Here is a 16428-nt window from a genome sequence, read left to right on the forward strand (position 1 = left end):
TGATTGATCGTTCTTCTGGGTGCAATCCACCGCAAAACACGGCGTTGGCGAGCACTATCGAAGGCTCCCTGATAACCGTCCAATCAAATATTGGAATACAGCGATAGCCTGGAGTTATCTCAACGGGGTTTTTGCGTGTCTGCGGATGGGTTGCAGCGAGCCTGAGTTTCTTATGAAATGGCTCTGGACCGGCACTTACACCCTGCTGCGTGGTTTCCTGCGAGGCTAGCTATAACCCCTGGTTATCGGTGTATGTATTGTTTTGACTAGACGCGGAGCTTGCACCTTCCCACACTCACTCCAGGCTTGCGGTTCGACCGCTCAGACAAGTCACTTATAACAACTACAAGAAAACGAGGCTCTTTCCATGCGAAATGCATTCGTCCGTCGCACATCCCTTCTCATGCTCGGCTGCTCCCTGGCCGCTGCCGGCGCTCTTCCAGCGCTCGCCACGGCGGCCTGGCAACCGGACAAGAATGTCGAAATCGTCGTCGCGGGGGGCCCAGGTGGCGGCACCGACCAGTTGGGACGCCTGATTCAGTCGATCATCTCCACGCACAAGCTGCTCGACGTCAACACCATCGTCCTCAACAAGGGTGGCGGCAATGGCGCCGAAGCGTTTCTCGACCTGAAGATGAACAAGGGCGATCCGGAAAAACTGGTGATCGGCACCAACAACATCTACCTGCTGCCGCTGGTGGCCAAGCTCGGTTACCAATGGCAGGAACTGACGCCTGTGGCGGCCGTCGCCGAGGATGACTTCATCCTGTGGAGCTACAAGGACGCGCCATGGAAAGACGCCAAAGGCTTCTACCAGGCGGCCCAGGCTGACCCTGCGAAAATGCGCATGGGCGGCAGTCAATCCAAGGATGTCGACCAGACATTGACCTTGCTGCTGAACCAGACCAACAACAGCAAGCTGGTCTACATCCCGTTCAAGAGTGGCAGCGAAGCCGCGACCCAACTGGCCGGCAAGCACATCGCCGCCAACGTCAACAACCCCAGCGAAAGCATCAGCCAATGGCGCGGCGACCAGATCGAGCCGCTCTGCGTGTTCAGTAAAGAACGCATGACCTACACCGACAAAGTGGCCGGCGACAAATCCTGGGCCGACGTACCGACCTGTTACGAACAAGGCCTGGGCATCGATCAATATCGCTTCCCGCGCACCGTGTTCATGCCAGGCGACGTGACCGCCGAACAGCGCGCGTTCTATGTCGAACTGATGCGCAAAGTCATCGAGACGCCGGAGTTCAAGGCCTACGTCAAGCAGAACGCATTGGTACCGACCTTCCTCGAAGGCGAGCCGCTGACCGCCTACATCGAAAAAGACACCGCCCGCGTGACACCGGTGTTCAAGGAAGCCGGCTGGCTGAAAAACTGAGTCGCCTGCGGCCGTCCGCCTACGGACGGCCGTCATCTGCTGGAGGTGTTTCATGTCCCATTCTTCGGATTCACCGGCGCTGGTCGGCACCCGCTGGGTCGAACTTGGCCTGACTCTCTTCACCACGCTGATAGGCGTGGTGGTGATGTTCGGCAGCGTCGAACAGGGTATCGGCTGGGGCGACTCCGGCCCCGAGCCGGGTTACTTCCCTTTCTACATTGGCCTGCTGCTCAGCGCCGCCAGCCTGGGCAACGGCGTGTTGACCCTGGTGCGCTGGAAAGCCCTGAGCATTGCGTTCGTCAGCCGCAGCGCCTTTGGCCAGGTGTTGTCGGTGTTCATCCCGATTGCCCTGTTCGTCGGCGCGATGCCGCTGGTGGGCATCTACGTGTCATCGGCCTGCTTCATTGCCTGGTTCATGTGGAGTGACAAGGCACGCGCCACGCCCTACAGCAAATGGAAGATCGCAGGCATCTCCCTCGGTGCAGTGCTTGCCAGCTACCTGATCTTTGCGCTGTGGTTCAAGGTCCCGCTGGATGGCGGTCCATTGGGCGAATGGATTGCCCAGACCGTGAGATATTTCAAATGAGCGAATTCGATTCCTTGTTGCAGGGCATGAACCTGATCCTGACCCCGGGCCACATCGGCCTGATGGTGATCGGCGTGCTGTTGGGTATTCTGGTAGGGGTGTTGCCCGGTCTCGGCGCACCCAACGGCGTGGCGTTGTTGTTGCCGCTGACATTCACCATGTCGCCGGTGTCGGCGATCATTCTGCTGTCGTGCATGTACTGGGGTGCACTGTTCGGCGGCTCGATCACCTCGATTCTGTTCAACATACCCGGCGAGCCGTCATCGGTGGCGACCACCTTCGACGGCTACCCGATGGCCCGCGAAGGCCGCGCGGCAGAAGCATTGACCGCTGCATTCAGCTCGGCACTGATCGGTGCCCTCGCCGGTGTCCTGCTGCTGACGTTCCTGTCGACACGCATCGCCGAGTTCGCCATGTCCTTCAGTTCGCCGGAGTTCTTTGCGGTGTATCTGCTGGCGTTCTGCACGTTCATCGGCATGAGCAAGAATCCACCCCTGAAAACCGTGGTCGCCATGATGATCGGCTTCGCCATGGCTGCCGTCGGCATGGACACGGTGTCCGGCAACCTGCGCCTGACGTTCGACCAACCGATCCTGATGACCGGGATCAGTTTCGAAGTGGCAGTGATCGGCCTGTTCGGCATCGGCGAGATTCTCTGCACCGTCGAGGAAGGCCTGGTGTTTCGCGGTGAGCATGCGCGTATCACACCGATGGTCATCCTGCGCACCTGGGCCAAGCTGCCGCGGTACTGGTGGACGATCGTGCGCAGCACCCTGGTAGGTTGCTGGATGGGCATCACCCCGGGCGGGCCGACGGCGGCCTCGTTCATGAGCTACAGCCTGGCGCGGCGCTTCTCGAAAAACCGCGAGAACTTCGGCAAGGGTGAACTCGAAGGCGTGATCGCCCCGGAAACCGCCGACCACGCGGCAGGCACCAGCGCGCTGCTGCCGATGCTGACCCTGGGCATTCCCGGCTCGGCAACCGCGGCAGTGATGCTCGGTGGTTTGATGATCTGGGGCCTTCACCCCGGGCCGACGCTGTTCGTCGAGCAGCATGACTTTGTCTGGGGGCTGATTGCGAGCATGTACCTGGGCAACGTGGTGAGTCTGATCGTGGTGCTGGCCACCGTGCCGCTGTTCGCTTCGATCCTGCGCATTCCGTTCTCGATCATCGCGCCGATCATCATCATGGTCTGCGCCATCGGCGCGTACTCGGTGCACAACTCGTTCTTCGACGTGGTGTTGATGCTGGGCTTCGGCGCCCTGGGTTACCTGTTCAAGAAGCTGGGCTACCCGATTGCGCCGCTGGTGCTGGCAGCGGTGTTGGGCGACAAGGCGGAAGATGCGTTCCGGCAGTCGATGCTGTTCTCGGACGGTCACATCGGCATCTTCTGGTCCAACCCGTTGGTGGGCGGCTTGACCACGGCGGCTCTGCTGATGCTGTTCTGGCCGCTGATCTCCAAAGCGCTGCAAACCGTGCTGGGCCTGCGCAAATCCCAATTGCCGAAGGCAAAATCGGTGCTGTGACACGCCGTGCTGGCAACGCCTGGCATTTGTTGTCAGGCTTGCCGCAGTTCATTTTCGCGAGCCCGGCCCATGACCCGAATTCCTGATGCCAACGTGATCCACGGCCGCCTGCGCCTGCGCCAACTGCGGTTGATGCTGACGCTGCAGGAATTCGGTTCATTGCGCCGCGCCGCCGATCATATCGGCATGACCCAACCCGCCGCGACCAAGATGCTGCACGAGGCCGAGGATCTGCTCGGTGTCGAACTCTTCGAGCGCCTGCCACGCGGCATGCGCCCTACGCCGTTCGGCGAAACCGTCACTTACTACGCGCGCATGGTCTTCGCTGAATTGAGCGGCATGCGCGAGGAACTGGTGGCGCTGGAATCCGGCAACCTCGGCCGGGTCGCCGTCGGTGCGATTCCGGCACTGGCCTCGGGCTTGTTGACCCGCACCATCGCCACCTTGAAACAAAGCCACCCTCGCCTGTCGATGAGCATTCAGGTCGACACCAGCGACGTGCTGGTGCAGGCGCTGTTGCAGGATCAACTGGACATCGTTCTGGGGCGGATTCCGGCCGGCGCCAGGGCCGAAGAACTGTTGTTCGACAGCCTGGGTGAGGAAGCCCTGTGCGTGATCGCCGGCGCACAACATCCTTTGTCCAAGGAAAAACAGCTGAGTTGGGCCGAGTTGCAGAACATGACCTGGGTGTTGCAACAACACCCCAGCCCGATGCGCTCGATCATCAATCAGGTGTTTCACAACGCGCGCGTGGACATCCCCAGCAGCATCGTCGAAACCACCTCGATCATGACCTTGCTGTCCTTGGTACAGCAGACCGACATGCTCGGCGTCACCCCGGTGTCGGTGGTCGAGGACTATCCCGGACGACATCTGCTGGCGGTGTTGCCAATCAAGTTCGAAGCACGCCTGCCACCGTTCGGGCTCATCACCCGACGCCATCGCATCCAATCGTCAGCGATGCAGGCTTTCATGAACTCGGTGCGCGCGGAGCACGCGTTGGTCAAATGAGCGGCGAGAAGAATCAAGCACACTGATGAATAGACCGCGCAAATTAAACGTTCGAGAGCTTCGCGTGACGTTCGCAACGCCCTTTTCAACGCACTGAACTTTTAGGTATTTGAGCGATTGCAGAGGGCGCCGCCCGTGTCATACTACGTCCTACAACTAGAACGACAGGATGTCTTAAAGGCCCTGGCGCACGACCAAAGGAAGGCTGTTTTTCATGAATTTTGAAAGCGAACGCGTCCGCCAAATCTCCTCGTCCCCCAGCATGGTCATCTCCATGCGTGCCAAGCAGTTGTCCAGCGAAGGTCGCGACATCGTCGACATGAGCCTGGGCGAACCCGACTTCGACACCCCTGCGCATATCATCGAGGCCGCGCATCAGGCGATGCTCGACGGGCACACTCGCTATACCGCACCGCAGGGCACCCTGCCCTTGCGCAAGGCCATCGTCGCCAAGTTTCAGCGCGACAACGGCCTGTCTTATAGCGTCGACGAAATCACCGTCGGCAACGGCGCCAAGCAGGTGATCTACAACACCTTCGTTGCAACCCTGGAACCCGGCGACGAAGTGATCATACCCGCGCCCTATTGGGTGTCGTACTCCGATATCGTCACCTTGAACGGCGGCGTGGTGCGGGTCATTCCCTGTGGCATCGATGCAGGCTTCAAGCTCACGCCGCAGGCCCTGCAAAATGCGTTGAACGACAAGAGTCGCTGGCTGATTCTCAACTCGCCGTCCAACCCCTGCGGGGCGATCTACTCTGAAGCCGAGTTGCAGGCACTGGGCAAGGTGCTGGAGGACTTCCCCAATGTGCTGGTGATGTCCGATGAAATCTACGAGCACGTGCTGCTCGCCGACCAGCCTTTCGTGTCATTCGCCAGCGCCTGCCCGCACCTGCGCGAACGCACCCTGCTGATCAACGGCGTGGCCAAGGCCTACGCCATGACGGGCTGGCGTATCGGCTACGGCGCAGGGCCCAAAGGTCTGATCGCCGCCATCAGCAAGATCCAGTCACAGAGCACTTCCGGCGCGAGTGCCATCAGTCAGGAAGCGTCCCGCGCAGCGCTCGAAGGCCCGCAGGATTTCGTCAGCCGTTGCGCCAGGGAATACGCCCAGCGCGGCAAGCTGCTGGTAGACGGCCTGAGCCAATGCCCGGGCCTGCGCCTGAGCGCACCGGCCGGTGCGTTCTACGCTTTCCCGGAATGCAGCCAGTTGTTCGGCCGCACCACGGCGCAAGGCCAGGTGCTCGAGGACGACGTAGCACTGTCGGCCTACCTGCTCGATCACGCCGGTGTCGCGGTCGTGCCGGGCGCGGCGTTCGGCATGCCAGGGTACTTCCGACTGTCATTTGCCACTTCACGCGAACAGATAACCAAAGCTGTCGTTGCCATTCGCGAAGCGCTTTCGGCCCTGCGCTGACGCTATCGCTTTTCGTTGTGCCAAAGCTGCCATAACAACATCGGAGATCTACATGCTCGATCAAAAGAAACAGCTGCTTGCCCTGGTTGTCGCGGTTTGCCTGGGCGCCAGCGCTGCGCAGGCTGAAGAACTGACCGGTACACTGAAAAAAATCAAGGAAGTGGGCACTGTCACGCTGGGCTACCGCGATGCGTCGCTGCCTTTCTCCTATCTCAACGACGCCCAGCAGCCTATCGGCTACAGCATCGAGCTGTGCAAGAAAATCGTCGACCAGATCAAGGTCAAGGTCGGTGAGCCCAACCTCAAGACCGAGTACGTATCGGTCGTTGCGGCCACCCGTACCCCGCTGCTGATCAATGGCACCATCGACATGGAGTGCGGCGTTACCACCAACACCGTCGAGCGTCAGAAGCAGATCGGTTTCCTGCTGACCAGCTACATCGCCAGCGCCAAATACGCCGTGAAGAAAACCGCTGGCATCGACAGCGTGGCCGATCTGAAAGGTAAATCGGTGGTCGTGATTACCGGTGGCAGCGGCGAGTGGATCACCAAGAACCTGGACCGCGAAAAACAGCTGGGCTTGAAAATCCTCAACGCCAAGGACGGCGGCGAAGCCTTCCTGATGCTGGAAACCGGCCGCGCCGTGGCCTATATCAACGACGACGTGCAACTGATGGCAACCATCGCGCAAAGCCGCAGCCCGGACGCCTACGCCTTGCTGCCTGAGCCGATGTCGGCCGAACCCTACGCCATCGGCGTCCGCAAGAACGACTCTCAATTCAAGACCTTCGCCGACGATGTGCTGCGCAACCTGTACAGCACCGGTGTGATCGATACGCTGTACCCGACCTGGTTCCAGCAGCCGATCCCGCCGAAAAACGCCACGATCAACCTGCCGATGAGCGATGCATTGAAGCAAGCCATCGCCAACCCGAACGACACCGGCGTCTGACCCGCCCCCTTCACGCCAGGCAGTGACGCGGCGCACATGCGCCGCGCCGCTGCGCGCCTGGCTGCATGCAGTGCTTCTCCCTGAACGTTGGTGTTGGCATGGATTACAACTGGAACTGGAGCGTGTTCTGGGATTTTGCTCCCGGAGAATCCGCCTCGTATTTGCATTGGTTGGTCACCGGCACGAGCTGGACCCTGGCGACCACCCTCCTCGCGTTCACCCTGGCGTTTCTGATTGGCGGCACGGTCGGCACCCTGCGTACCAGTACGGTGCGCCCGCTGGTATGGCTGGGCAACCTGTACACCGAGGTGTTTCGCAACATCCCGCTGCTGGTGCAGATGTTCATCTGCTTCTTCGTGGTCCCCGAACTACTACCCCTCTCCTGGGGTGACTACCTCAAGCAAGACCTGCCCTACCCGTCTTTCTTCAGTGCCGTCGTGGCGCTGACCCTGTTCACCTCGGCCAAGCTTTCCGAGCTGTTCAAGGCGGGCATCGAGTCGGTTGCCTACGGCCAGCGCGGCGCGGCGCTCGCCCTCGGCCTGCGGCCCACCCAGATGTACCTGAACGTACTGCTGCCGCAGGCGATCCGCGTGGTGTTCCCACCGCTGACGTCCGAAGCACTCAACACCCTGAAAAACTCTTCGGTAGCGCTGACCATCGGCTTGATGGAGCTGACCGCGCAGGCGCGTAACGTCAGCGAATACTCGTTCAATACCTTTGAAGCCTTTACCGCGGCAACGGTGATCTACGTGGCCATTTCACTGCTGATGACGTTCGTCATGGGTCGTATCGAAAGCTCCCTGGCCGTTCGCGGCGCGACGAGGTAAGTCATGTTCGATCTAGACCCCAGTGTCATCGTGCGAGCCATGCCCGCACTGTGGAACGGCCTGAAGTTCACCTTGTTGCTGACACTTGTGGCGATGTCGGTGGGCATCGTGGTCGGCACCCTGCTGGCATTGATGCGCTTGTCGGGCAACCGCGTGATGCGCGGCTTCGCCCTGGGCTACGTCACGGTCATGCGCAGCATTCCGCTGGTGCTGGTGATCTTCTGGTTCTACTTTTTGATGCCGCTGCTGCTGCAGATGACCTTCCACACCGAACGCCCCGTGCAGATAGGCCCGGTGGTGACTGCCTTCGTGACGTTCTGCATGTTCGAGGCGGCGTACTACAGCGAAATCATCCGCGGCGGCATCCAGAGTATTTCCGGCGGCCAGAAGCAGGCAGCCCAGGCCCTGGGCCTGCGACCGTCGCAAGCGATGCTTTACGTAATCCTGCCGCAGGCGCTGCGGCGCATGCTGCCGTTGCTGCTGACCCAGACCATTATCCTGTTTCAGGACACCTCGCTGGTGTACGTGCTGTCCATCGCGGACTTCACCGGCGCCGCCAGCAAATTCGCCCAGCGCGACGGACGCCTGGTGGAGCTGTACCTGTTCGTGGCCCTGGTGTACCTGGTGATCTGCTATCTGCTGTCGCGGCTCAGTAAACGCCTGAAAAGAAGCACGGAGAGAACCGCATGATCCAGATGAAAAACCTGAGCAAGTGGTACGGCGACTTTCAGGTCCTGAAAGACTGCACGACCCAGCTGTCGCGCGGTGAGGTGATGGTCGTGTGCGGGCCGTCCGGCTCGGGCAAGAGCACCCTGATCAAGTGCGTGAACGGTTTGGAGCCGGTGCAGGAAGGACAGATCTCGATTGACGGCCAACCGGTCACCGGCCGCGGTGTCGACCTGCCGAAACTGCGCGCCCGAGTGGGCATGGTCTTCCAGCATTTCGAGCTGTTCCCGCACCTGACTATCGTGGAGAACCTCAACCTGGCGCAGATCAAGGTGCTCAAGCGCGATGTCACCACCGCCACCAGCAAGAGCACGGCACTTCTGGAGCGCGTGGGCCTCAAGGCCCATGCGCACAAGTACCCCATTCAGCTGTCCGGTGGCCAACAGCAACGGGTCGCCATTGCCCGCGCCCTGGCCATGGACCCCATCGCCATGTTGTTCGATGAACCCACCTCGGCGCTCGACCCGGAAATGGTCAACGAAGTGCTGGATGTGATGGTGGAGCTGGCAGGCGAAGGCATGACCATGATGTGCGTCACCCACGAGATGGGGTTCGCCCGTAAGGTCGCCGACCGCATCGTGTTCATGGACGGCGGTGAGATCATCGAGGACGTGAAATCCGAAGAGTTCTTCAGCGCGCCCCGCTCCGATCGTGCTCGCAGCTTTCTGTCGAAGATCTTGCAGCATTGAGTATTCGGCCCGGCGTAGAAACCAGGCTTACATATTGATGGCCCGAACCAGCCGCACCCCCCAGTCCTCGTCGGGGTTGGTTGTCCCATCTCCTAGCCGTTCTTGCATAACCGCTACGCCCAGATCACGGCGCTTTGGCAATCTCTCGCGCTCAGCGGCTTTCAGGGCAGGCTCGATTTCTGCGTTCGAAAGATCCGTGCAATAGACAGGCGCCCCTGGCTGCTGGCGCCAGGAGTCCGCCAGCGGACCGGCGTAAACGGCGTCCAGCCCCGTATCATTGACCAATGACATGGTCACATCGCGATCACGATCGCGATCGGCTGATACCGGAATGGCGATCCGATCGGCTGCACCGGCAGGCTTTCCTTTTTTGGCCAGCGAGGCCGATCCGATTGCATTCCACGCTTTGGCTATCGGGCGGCCAAGTTGCTCTGTGACCCACAGACTCTCTACCTGGCCGCGCTCAATGGCATCGATCTTCTGGTCGCGGAAAGGATAATAATTCGAGGTGTCGATCACGACCGTCTCTGCCGGAAGGCCAGCGATCAGCGGGGCGATGCCGGCCAGCCGGTTGAGAGGGATGGACAAGATGACCACCTCGACATCGACCAGTGCGTCTTCGGTCGTTACCGCTCGAGCACCCGACGCCAGCAGTTCTGGAGCGATGGAGTCAGGACCTCGAGAATTGGCTACCTTGACGTCATGTCCTGCTTCGCTCAGACGCACAACCAGTGTTTTGCCGATGTTTCCGGTTCCTAGAATGCCAATTTTCATGAGGGTGTCCTTAGATGAAGTAAAGCTTTGTTTGAGTTGCATAACTGGACGCTCACACTGAAGATCTGCATGTGTTTGGGACATGCCATCAGTGGGGAGCCGTAACTTCTCGATTTCGCTTGATGACAGTGTCGTGGTCGAGCGACGTTGTGCTTGCTGCAAACTCGGCCATCAGGCTGTCACGATGATGAGGAGCGATTTTTTTCACGGCGTGAGCCACTGCCCACTTGAGCTCTGGCAGCGTCAGTTCGGTGCAGTAGGCAGGCGTGCCTGGTTGCTGACGCCATGACAGCGCAAGGCTTCCTGCATCAAATGGCTCGAATCCGGCGTCTTCGATCAGCTGAAATGCCACTGCCTTTCCAGCCTGGGAGTCACCGGACACAGGCATGGCGATCCTATCTATGGTCCCTTTGGGCTTGCCGCCGTCGGCCAATGTTTTAGCCAGTGCAGCGTTGAACGTCTTGATGACAGGTCGCCCCAGTTGCTCGCTCGACCACACACTTTCAGGCGTGCCTGCATCGACTTCCGCAACACGTGTACCGAACTGCGGATAATAGTTCGAGGTGTCGATCACAATGGCCTCTGGGGAAGCGCTGGCAACGATCCCAGCAACCTGCGGGATGCTTGCAAACGGGATCGACAAGATGATCACTTCTACATCTTGTGTGGCTTCATGCGAAGCGACTGCGATGGCACCTATTCGATCGGCAAACTGCTGGATGTCAGTCGGCCCCTTGGATCCTGCCAACTTGACTTTATGGCCTGCGGCGACGAGTTTACGTGCGAGGGTTCCGCCGATGTTGCCTGCGCCGATAATACCTATTTTCATATACTGTCCTCATGGGTTTAGGGTAGATGTTGAGTCAGGTGGCAATGCGCGAATCGGTCCCATACTGAGCCGTCGCGCCCAGGTGATCGCGCAAGGTGGTACCTTCATAATCTCGATGAAAAAGACCACGTTCTTGAAGAATCGGGACAACACCATCGACAAATGCGTCGATGCCGTCATCGTTGATGTCGGGTGAAATCCAGAAGCCATCAGCTGCACCGGCTTCAAACCATTTCTGCATATGGTCTGCCGCTTCAACGGGTGGGCCGACGATGGCCGGGTGATAATCGATCACTCCGTGGGCCAATATGTCTTTCACACTCCAACCCTCACGGGCAATCTCCAACGCGTGCAGCGCGCGCGGGTCGAATGGCGATGGGTGCGCTGTCGCCAGCTGCATTGGCGACAGCGGTCGGTCAATCAGCGCGAGATCGAAACTCAGGCCTAACATCTGCCCCAGGTAAGCAGCCTGCTGGGCAAAATAGCGCTCGTTGAGCATCGTTCGACGATCCAGCGCCTCGCGACGGGTGGTCGCAATAGTCGTCATCAAACCGGGAATGAATTTGATTTCATCCGGGTGCCGACCAGCGTTTACAGCTGCGTTGCGAAAAGCCTGCCTCTGCGCCTGGGCATCTTCCACTGTGAAGCACGCACCGATCACCGCAGTTGCATACCGACCGGCAAACTCAAAGGCATTGCGGCCGCCGCCCGCATGAAAAACGACTGGCTGTCCTTGCTCGGAAGGAGGGATGTAAAGAGGGCCGCGAGAGCCTACGTACTGGCCCTGAAACGCTACGGGTGCGATCTGATCCGCCTTTGCGAATTGCCCGCTGACTTGGTCGTGAACCCACGCGTTTTTGCCCCAACTCCCCCACAAAGACTGCACCAGTTGTGCAAACTCGTTGGCACGCGCATAACGATCTGCACTGGACGGGATTCGCTGGCCATAGTTTGCGGCCACGTCATTGCCGCTTGAGGTGACGGCGTTCCAACCCGCGCGACCATGGCTCATGATGTCGAGCGCCTTGAATTGCCGCGCGAGGTTGAATGCTTCATTGAACGTCGTGGATCCAGTGGCTACTAAGCCTATGCGTTCGGTACCACGCGCCACGGCTGCCAGTGTCATCATCACATCAAGGTTGAAATGAGGCGCCTCGTTTTCAATATCAGCCACCGCGCCAGGGCCATCGGGCAGGAAAATGAACTGAAATTTTCCACGCTCTGCCGCTCGCGCCTGACGTACTCGCGCATCGAAGCTCACGTAATTTGTAGGATCGACCCACGGCATGCGCCATGCGCCGGGTTGTGAACCGTAACCGTTACCCAGATGCAGGCCGATGATCATCATGCTCATAACCTTCCCGCCTTGCGGCCACCTGTCTTGAGATAGGCAGTGCCGGTGAGCCTGACTGTGTCCACCCGGACACCTTGGTATGGCGAATGCCACGGATAGGGATCTATCATGCCGTCCTAACTCCCCAGTATTAGCCAATGCATAAAAACGGAAAGCTCCTCCGCTTGTCTTGAGCTAATATATGGAGATGCACTCCGGATATCAAGAGCCAAATCACAGCCATGCCTACACAACCCTCGATACGGCGCCCACGGGCCGATGCATTGCGCAACCGAAACCATATTCTGGAAGTCGCAGGCCTCGCCTTTGCCGATGAGGGCGTCGACGTCTCCATGGACAGTATCGCCAAACGTGCAGGGGTCGGCCCCGGGACCTTGTACCGCCATTTTCCGACGCGCGACGCCCTGCTGGCTGCTCTGATGGAGGTGCACTATGCGTATCTCGATCAAGCACGCATGGCCATCCAAGCCGATGAGCCAGATCCTGGAATTGCGCTGGACCGTTGGATCGAAGCCTTGGGAACCTGGATGAATGCATACGAAGGGCTACCAGAACCTTTGCGTGCGGCCTGGTCCCAGCCGAGTTCTGTTCTCCGCCCCACCTGTCAATCACTCGTCGATGCTTCCGCCGTATTTCTTGAAGCTGCGCAGCGCAATGGTGATGCGCGACCTTCGCTGACCGGGCGCGACATCTTTCTTGCGGCGTTAGCCATTGCTTGGGCAGGCGCCAATACTGGCGGGGCCATCGATACGCGTCAGGCCTTGCAGGAGGTCTTGCGCACTGGCTGGGCGCTACCGGTCTCTGCGCAAGATGGGCCTCATGAGAAGTAAAATGGCTCATCCCCTGCTCGCCCATCGCCGTGTTAACCCAGTAGTGCGCAGCACGCCATTTGCCTGTACGCCTTTCCTATTGCTGCCGGGTCTAAGCTGACGCGACAGCTATCCGGGCGTTCTGCGCTGCATTCTTGAAGCTCGCAATCTGATCAAAGCTCAAGTATCTGTAAATGTCAGAGGACATTTTCGCGATCACTTCTGCGTGCTGCATGTACTCATCCAGGCTGGGAAGCTTGCCAAGGATCGCAGCCACGGCGGCAAGCTCTGCAGACGCCAGGTAAACATTGGCCCCGTCTCCCAGACGGTTTGGAAAGTTGCGCGTCGAGGTCGAAACAACGGTCGAGTCTGGCGCGACGCGAGCCTGGTTGCCCATGCACAACGAACACCCGGGAATCTCGGTTCGAGCACCAATACGCTTGAACACATCGTAGAACCCTTCCGTTCTCAGCTGGTGCTCGTCCATTCTGGTGGGTGGACATAACCAAAGTCTGGTCGGAATCGAACCGACCTGCCGATTCAAAAGTGTGCCGACGGCTCGGAAATGGCCAATGTTGGTCATGCACGAACCGACGAAAACCTCATCGACTTTGCTACCACTCACGTGTGAAAGAAGCTGCGCATCATCAGGATCGTTAGGTACACAAACGATCGGCTCGATAATGTCGCTCAGATCGATCTCGAGCACGGCCGCATAGTCGGCGTCGGGATCGGCGGACATCAGCGACGGGGTACTCAACCAGTCCTCCATCGCGGCTGCACGCCGCTCGAGTGAACGGGCATCACCGTAGCCCTCGGATATCATCCAGCGCAGCAGCGTGACATTCGAGTTCAGATATTCAGCGACAGCTTTCTCTGGGAGCTTGATCGTGCAACCTGCTGCAGAGCGTTCGGCCGAGGCATCGGACAGCTCGAATGCCTGCTCGACGGTCAAGTGATCGAGACCTTCAATTTCAAGAATCCGGCCGGAGAAGACATTCTTCTTGCCTTTCTTCTCGACCGTCAGCAACCCTGCTTTGATCGCGTAGTACGGAATGGCATGCACAAGATCCCGTAGGGTGATGCCTGGCTGCAATGTCCCTCTGAACCGAACCAGAACCGATTCAGGCATATCCAGAGGCATCACACCCGTCGCTGCCGCGAAGGCCACCAGACCTGAGCCGGCCGGAAACGAAATGCCCAGCGGGAAACGCGTATGGGAGTCACCGCCGGTGCCGACCGTGTCAGGCAGAAGCATTCGATTGAGCCAGCTGTGGATGATCCCGTCGCCTGGCTGCAGTGATATGCCTCCTCGGTTCCTCATGAAGTCCGGAAGGGTGTGATGAGTCATAACGTCTACAGGTTTGGGATACGCGGCGGTATGGCAGAAGGACTGCATTACCAGGTCTGCGGAAAAGCCCAGGCATGCCAGATCCTTGAGTTCGTCTCGCGTCATGGGCCCTGTCGTGTCTTGCGAGCCCACCGTGGTCATCTTCGGTTCGCAGTACGTTCCTGGCCGAATGCCTGCAACGCCACAGGCCTGGCCCACTATCTTTTGCGCAAGGGTGAAGCCTTTTCCAGAATCCGCTGGCTGCTCTGGCTTATGGAAGAGCATAGAGGCTTCGAGCCCCAGTTCGACCCGAGCTCTTTCTGTCAATCCACGACCGATGATCAGAGGGATTCGACCGCCGGCTCGTAGTTCGTCGAGTAGAACAGGGGTCTTCAGACTAAACCTTGCTACGACTTCGTCCGAGTCGTGCTTACAGACCTTCCCTGCCAGGGGGTACACATCGATGACATCCCCCATGCTCAAAGCCGAGACATCGAACTCAATCGGAAGCGCACCGGCATCTTCCATTGTGTTATAGAAAATGGGGGCGATCTTGTTTGCGAAGCAGAATCCTCCCGCACGCTTGTTCGGTACGTGAGGTATGTCATTTCCAAAGAACCACAGTACCGAGTTGGTAGCCGACTTGCGCGACGAGCCGGTCCCAATCACATCGCCCACAAAGGCAACGGGATAGCCTTTGGCACGTATGTCTTCGATCTGCTTGAGCGGACCAATTTCACCGGGGCATTCCGGCTCGATACCGTCACGGGTCATTTTGAGCATGGCCCTGGCATGCAGTGGAATGTCCGGACGCGACCAAGCATCTGGCGCTGGAGAAAGATCGTCCGTGTTCGTCTCCCCCGCTACCTTGAAGACGGTCAGCGTGTATTTATCTGCAATAGCCGGTCTGCTGGAAAACCATTCACCCTCGGCCCATGATTGCAGCACTTTCTGGGCATAGTGATTTCCCGCTCTGGCTTTGTCCGCCACATCACGAAACGCATCGAACATGAGCAGGGTGTGCTTGAGCTGCGCCGCTGCTTCTGCAGCCAGAGTGGGGCTATCCAATAATTCGACCAAGGTTGAGACGTTATAGCCGCCCTGCATGGTGCCAAGCAGTTCAACGGCCTGCAGTGGGCTTATCAAAGGAGAGTGCCCGGTGCCGTGTGCAATGGCCGACAGGAAGCCCGCTTTTATATACGCGGCCTCATCGACCCCAGGCGGCACACGGTGTGTGATCAACTCCAAGAGCAGTTGCTCATGCTCAATGGGTGGCGACTTCAAAAGCTCCACCAGCGCCAACGTTTTTTCCGGGTTCAGAGCCAACGGGGGCAAACCAAGCGCCGCTCGTTCACGTACATGATCGAAGTATTTCTCTAGCACGTTGTCATTCCTGATCTGGGGCCGTGGGACATCGACCAGCTGTAGGCGATGCCGTTGGCATCAGCCCTGAAAATCGGACACTCAGTTCACCGCTACCAGGTTTTAGGTACGCGAACAAAGCCGTTCATGAGCACTCGGGCACTGCGACTCGTCACCATGCGATCGATGTGCACCACCTCATGGTGACGCTCAACGCTCGGGTCCACTTGCAAGGTTTCGCTGGGAAACATCGCTTTGCCATCGCCATCTGCGCCGGAAGAGGAGTCGAAGAACTCGAGGACAATCTCTCCTGCTGGAAACGTCACACCCTCCAGCTCGAAATCACCCAACTCCTGCACTTCGGCATCCCTGATGGGAACCTTCGCCAGCACGGTCCTGCCGATATTCTTCTGCCATATGCGAACGGTAGCGATACCGTCGAGGGGAACGCGTGCGAACGGTAGCAATGCGTTGCTGATTGCAAATGGGCCCACCGCAGCCGATAGATCTGCGCAGCTTCCAGACCAGTCGACGAGGGCGTCATCGATCGACACCTGTCCAAACAGATAATCGACATCATGATCAGGGACTTGGCTGCGGCTGACGATCACCACCTTGCTGGTGCTGGAAGTGGCTCCTCCCATTCCATCGATCTGTTTGCCATAGGGGTCGGGACTTCCGATGATTCGAAGAACCAGGGCATCTCGCTCGACACCGGGTCGTTGGGCCTCTCTGGGTAGATCGTCGAGTGAGAAAAAAACGCCCTTGCTGGCTCCGCCTCGCATATAGGTAGCGGGAATTTGCAGTTGTGCCGGATGACTCATGACGCTACTCCCGTCTTATGCCGATGCA

At 59.0% G+C, this 16428-nt stretch carries 14 protein-coding genes and 1 pseudogene; 10 read left to right on the top strand and 5 right to left on the bottom strand.

Annotated features, from left to right (window positions below; translation table 11 throughout):
• The first annotated feature begins 367 nt into the window (after nucleotides 1–367).
• From IFT80_RS18060 to IFT80_RS18100, 9 genes are all read left to right on the top strand, one after another.
• Nucleotides 368–1384 (top strand): tripartite tricarboxylate transporter substrate binding protein, encoded by a 1017-nt coding sequence (locus tag IFT80_RS18060; protein ID WP_192138006.1) that lies wholly within the window; start codon nucleotides 368–370, stop codon nucleotides 1382–1384.
• A 52-nt stretch (nucleotides 1385–1436) separates the two neighbouring features.
• On the top strand, nucleotides 1437–1970 hold the full coding sequence (locus tag IFT80_RS18065) for a tripartite tricarboxylate transporter TctB family protein (protein ID WP_122476268.1): 534 nt from the start codon (nucleotides 1437–1439) through the stop codon (nucleotides 1968–1970).
• A complete protein-coding gene (locus tag IFT80_RS18070; RefSeq protein ID WP_122476270.1) occupies nucleotides 1967–3496 on the top strand; it encodes a tripartite tricarboxylate transporter permease in 1530 nt (509 codons plus the stop codon). The genes IFT80_RS18065 and IFT80_RS18070 overlap by 4 nt, the downstream gene beginning before the upstream one ends.
• Before the next feature lie 69 nt (nucleotides 3497–3565).
• On the top strand, nucleotides 3566–4507 hold the full coding sequence (locus IFT80_RS18075) for a LysR family transcriptional regulator (RefSeq protein ID WP_122476272.1): 942 nt from the start codon (nucleotides 3566–3568) through the stop codon (nucleotides 4505–4507).
• A 214-nt stretch (nucleotides 4508–4721) separates the two neighbouring features.
• Complete coding sequence (locus tag IFT80_RS18080; protein WP_192138007.1) at nucleotides 4722–5924, top strand: pyridoxal phosphate-dependent aminotransferase; 1203 nt, start codon at nucleotides 4722–4724, stop codon at nucleotides 5922–5924.
• 52 nt (nucleotides 5925–5976) lie between these two features.
• On the top strand, nucleotides 5977–6876 hold the full coding sequence (locus tag IFT80_RS18085; protein WP_192138008.1) for a transporter substrate-binding domain-containing protein: 900 nt from the start codon (nucleotides 5977–5979) through the stop codon (nucleotides 6874–6876).
• Nucleotides 6877–6974: 98 nt separating this feature from the next.
• Nucleotides 6975–7703: an amino acid ABC transporter permease gene (locus IFT80_RS18090; RefSeq protein WP_192052989.1), complete on the top strand. Its 729-nt coding sequence runs from the start codon at nucleotides 6975–6977 to the stop codon at nucleotides 7701–7703.
• 3 nt (nucleotides 7704–7706) lie between these two features.
• Nucleotides 7707–8393, top strand: a complete 687-nt coding sequence (locus IFT80_RS18095; protein WP_122476280.1) for an amino acid ABC transporter permease — start codon at nucleotides 7707–7709, stop codon at nucleotides 8391–8393.
• On the top strand, nucleotides 8390–9118 hold the full coding sequence (locus IFT80_RS18100; protein ID WP_122476282.1) for an amino acid ABC transporter ATP-binding protein: 729 nt from the start codon (nucleotides 8390–8392) through the stop codon (nucleotides 9116–9118). The genes IFT80_RS18095 and IFT80_RS18100 overlap by 4 nt, the downstream gene beginning before the upstream one ends.
• 27 nt (nucleotides 9119–9145) lie before the next feature.
• Here IFT80_RS18100 and IFT80_RS18105 read toward each other — a convergent pair whose 3' ends face one another.
• From IFT80_RS18105 to IFT80_RS18115, 3 genes are read right to left on the bottom strand one after another with little or no spacing between them, the layout of a single operon-like run.
• Nucleotides 9146–9976 (bottom strand): NADPH-dependent F420 reductase, encoded by an 831-nt coding sequence (locus tag IFT80_RS18105; protein ID WP_342214349.1) that lies wholly within the window; start codon nucleotides 9974–9976, stop codon nucleotides 9146–9148.
• A gap of 4 nt (nucleotides 9977–9980) precedes the next feature.
• Nucleotides 9981–10721 carry an NADPH-dependent F420 reductase gene (locus tag IFT80_RS18110; protein WP_192057985.1) on the bottom strand — a complete coding sequence of 247 codons (741 nt, stop codon included), beginning with the start codon at nucleotides 10719–10721 and terminating at the stop codon, nucleotides 9981–9983.
• 34 nt (nucleotides 10722–10755) lie between these two features.
• Nucleotides 10756–12075 carry an NtaA/DmoA family FMN-dependent monooxygenase gene (locus tag IFT80_RS18115; protein WP_197975917.1) on the bottom strand — a complete coding sequence of 440 codons (1320 nt, stop codon included), beginning with the start codon at nucleotides 12073–12075 and terminating at the stop codon, nucleotides 10756–10758.
• A 221-nt stretch (nucleotides 12076–12296) separates the two neighbouring features.
• Between IFT80_RS18115 and IFT80_RS18120 the strand changes: the two genes are divergently transcribed.
• Nucleotides 12297–12905 (top strand): TetR/AcrR family transcriptional regulator, encoded by a 609-nt coding sequence (locus tag IFT80_RS18120; RefSeq protein WP_192138010.1) that lies wholly within the window; start codon nucleotides 12297–12299, stop codon nucleotides 12903–12905.
• A gap of 91 nt (nucleotides 12906–12996) precedes the next feature.
• Here the strand turns inward: IFT80_RS18120 and acnB are convergent, their stop codons facing one another.
• Together acnB and IFT80_RS18130 are read right to left on the bottom strand one after the other, a co-directional pair.
• Nucleotides 12997–15597, bottom strand: coding sequence for a bifunctional aconitate hydratase 2/2-methylisocitrate dehydratase (gene acnB / locus IFT80_RS18125; RefSeq protein WP_192138011.1), 2601 nt, complete (start codon nucleotides 15595–15597; stop codon nucleotides 12997–12999).
• Nucleotides 15598–15788: 191 nt separating this feature from the next.
• Nucleotides 15789–16400: pseudogene (locus tag IFT80_RS18130) on the bottom strand (PrpF domain-containing protein); the annotation flags it as partial.
• Nucleotides 16401–16428 lie beyond the last annotated feature (28 nt).

It is taken from the genome of Pseudomonas sp. CFBP 8771, assembly GCF_014841695.1.
Classification (GTDB): domain Bacteria; phylum Pseudomonadota; class Gammaproteobacteria; order Pseudomonadales; family Pseudomonadaceae; genus Aquipseudomonas; species Aquipseudomonas baltica.

Excerpts from the sequence above, each read along its gene's own strand:
- IFT80_RS18110 (WP_192057985.1), bottom strand. The coding sequence starts at position 10,721 with ATGAAAATAGGTATTATCGGCGCAGGCAACATCGGCGGAACCCTCGCA.
- IFT80_RS18095 (WP_122476280.1), top strand. The coding sequence starts at position 7,707 with ATGTTCGATCTAGACCCCAGTGTCATCGTGCGAGCCATGCCCGCACTG.
- IFT80_RS18085 (WP_192138008.1), top strand. The coding sequence starts at position 5,977 with ATGCTCGATCAAAAGAAACAGCTGCTTGCCCTGGTTGTCGCGGTTTGC.
- IFT80_RS18065 (WP_122476268.1), top strand. The coding sequence starts at position 1,437 with ATGTCCCATTCTTCGGATTCACCGGCGCTGGTCGGCACCCGCTGGGTC.
- IFT80_RS18100 (WP_122476282.1), top strand. The coding sequence starts at position 8,390 with ATGATCCAGATGAAAAACCTGAGCAAGTGGTACGGCGACTTTCAGGTC.
- IFT80_RS18070 (WP_122476270.1), top strand. The coding sequence starts at position 1,967 with ATGAGCGAATTCGATTCCTTGTTGCAGGGCATGAACCTGATCCTGACC.
- IFT80_RS18105 (WP_342214349.1), bottom strand. The coding sequence starts at position 9,976 with ATGTCCCAAACACATGCAGATCTTCAGTGTGAGCGTCCAGTTATGCAA.
- IFT80_RS18120 (WP_192138010.1), top strand. The coding sequence starts at position 12,297 with ATGCCTACACAACCCTCGATACGGCGCCCACGGGCCGATGCATTGCGC.
- IFT80_RS18090 (WP_192052989.1), top strand. The coding sequence starts at position 6,975 with ATGGATTACAACTGGAACTGGAGCGTGTTCTGGGATTTTGCTCCCGGA.
- IFT80_RS18060 (WP_192138006.1), top strand. The coding sequence starts at position 368 with ATGCGAAATGCATTCGTCCGTCGCACATCCCTTCTCATGCTCGGCTGC.
- IFT80_RS18075 (WP_122476272.1), top strand. The coding sequence starts at position 3,566 with ATGACCCGAATTCCTGATGCCAACGTGATCCACGGCCGCCTGCGCCTG.
- IFT80_RS18080 (WP_192138007.1), top strand. The coding sequence starts at position 4,722 with ATGAATTTTGAAAGCGAACGCGTCCGCCAAATCTCCTCGTCCCCCAGC.
- IFT80_RS18115 (WP_197975917.1), bottom strand. The coding sequence starts at position 12,075 with ATGAGCATGATGATCATCGGCCTGCATCTGGGTAACGGTTACGGTTCA.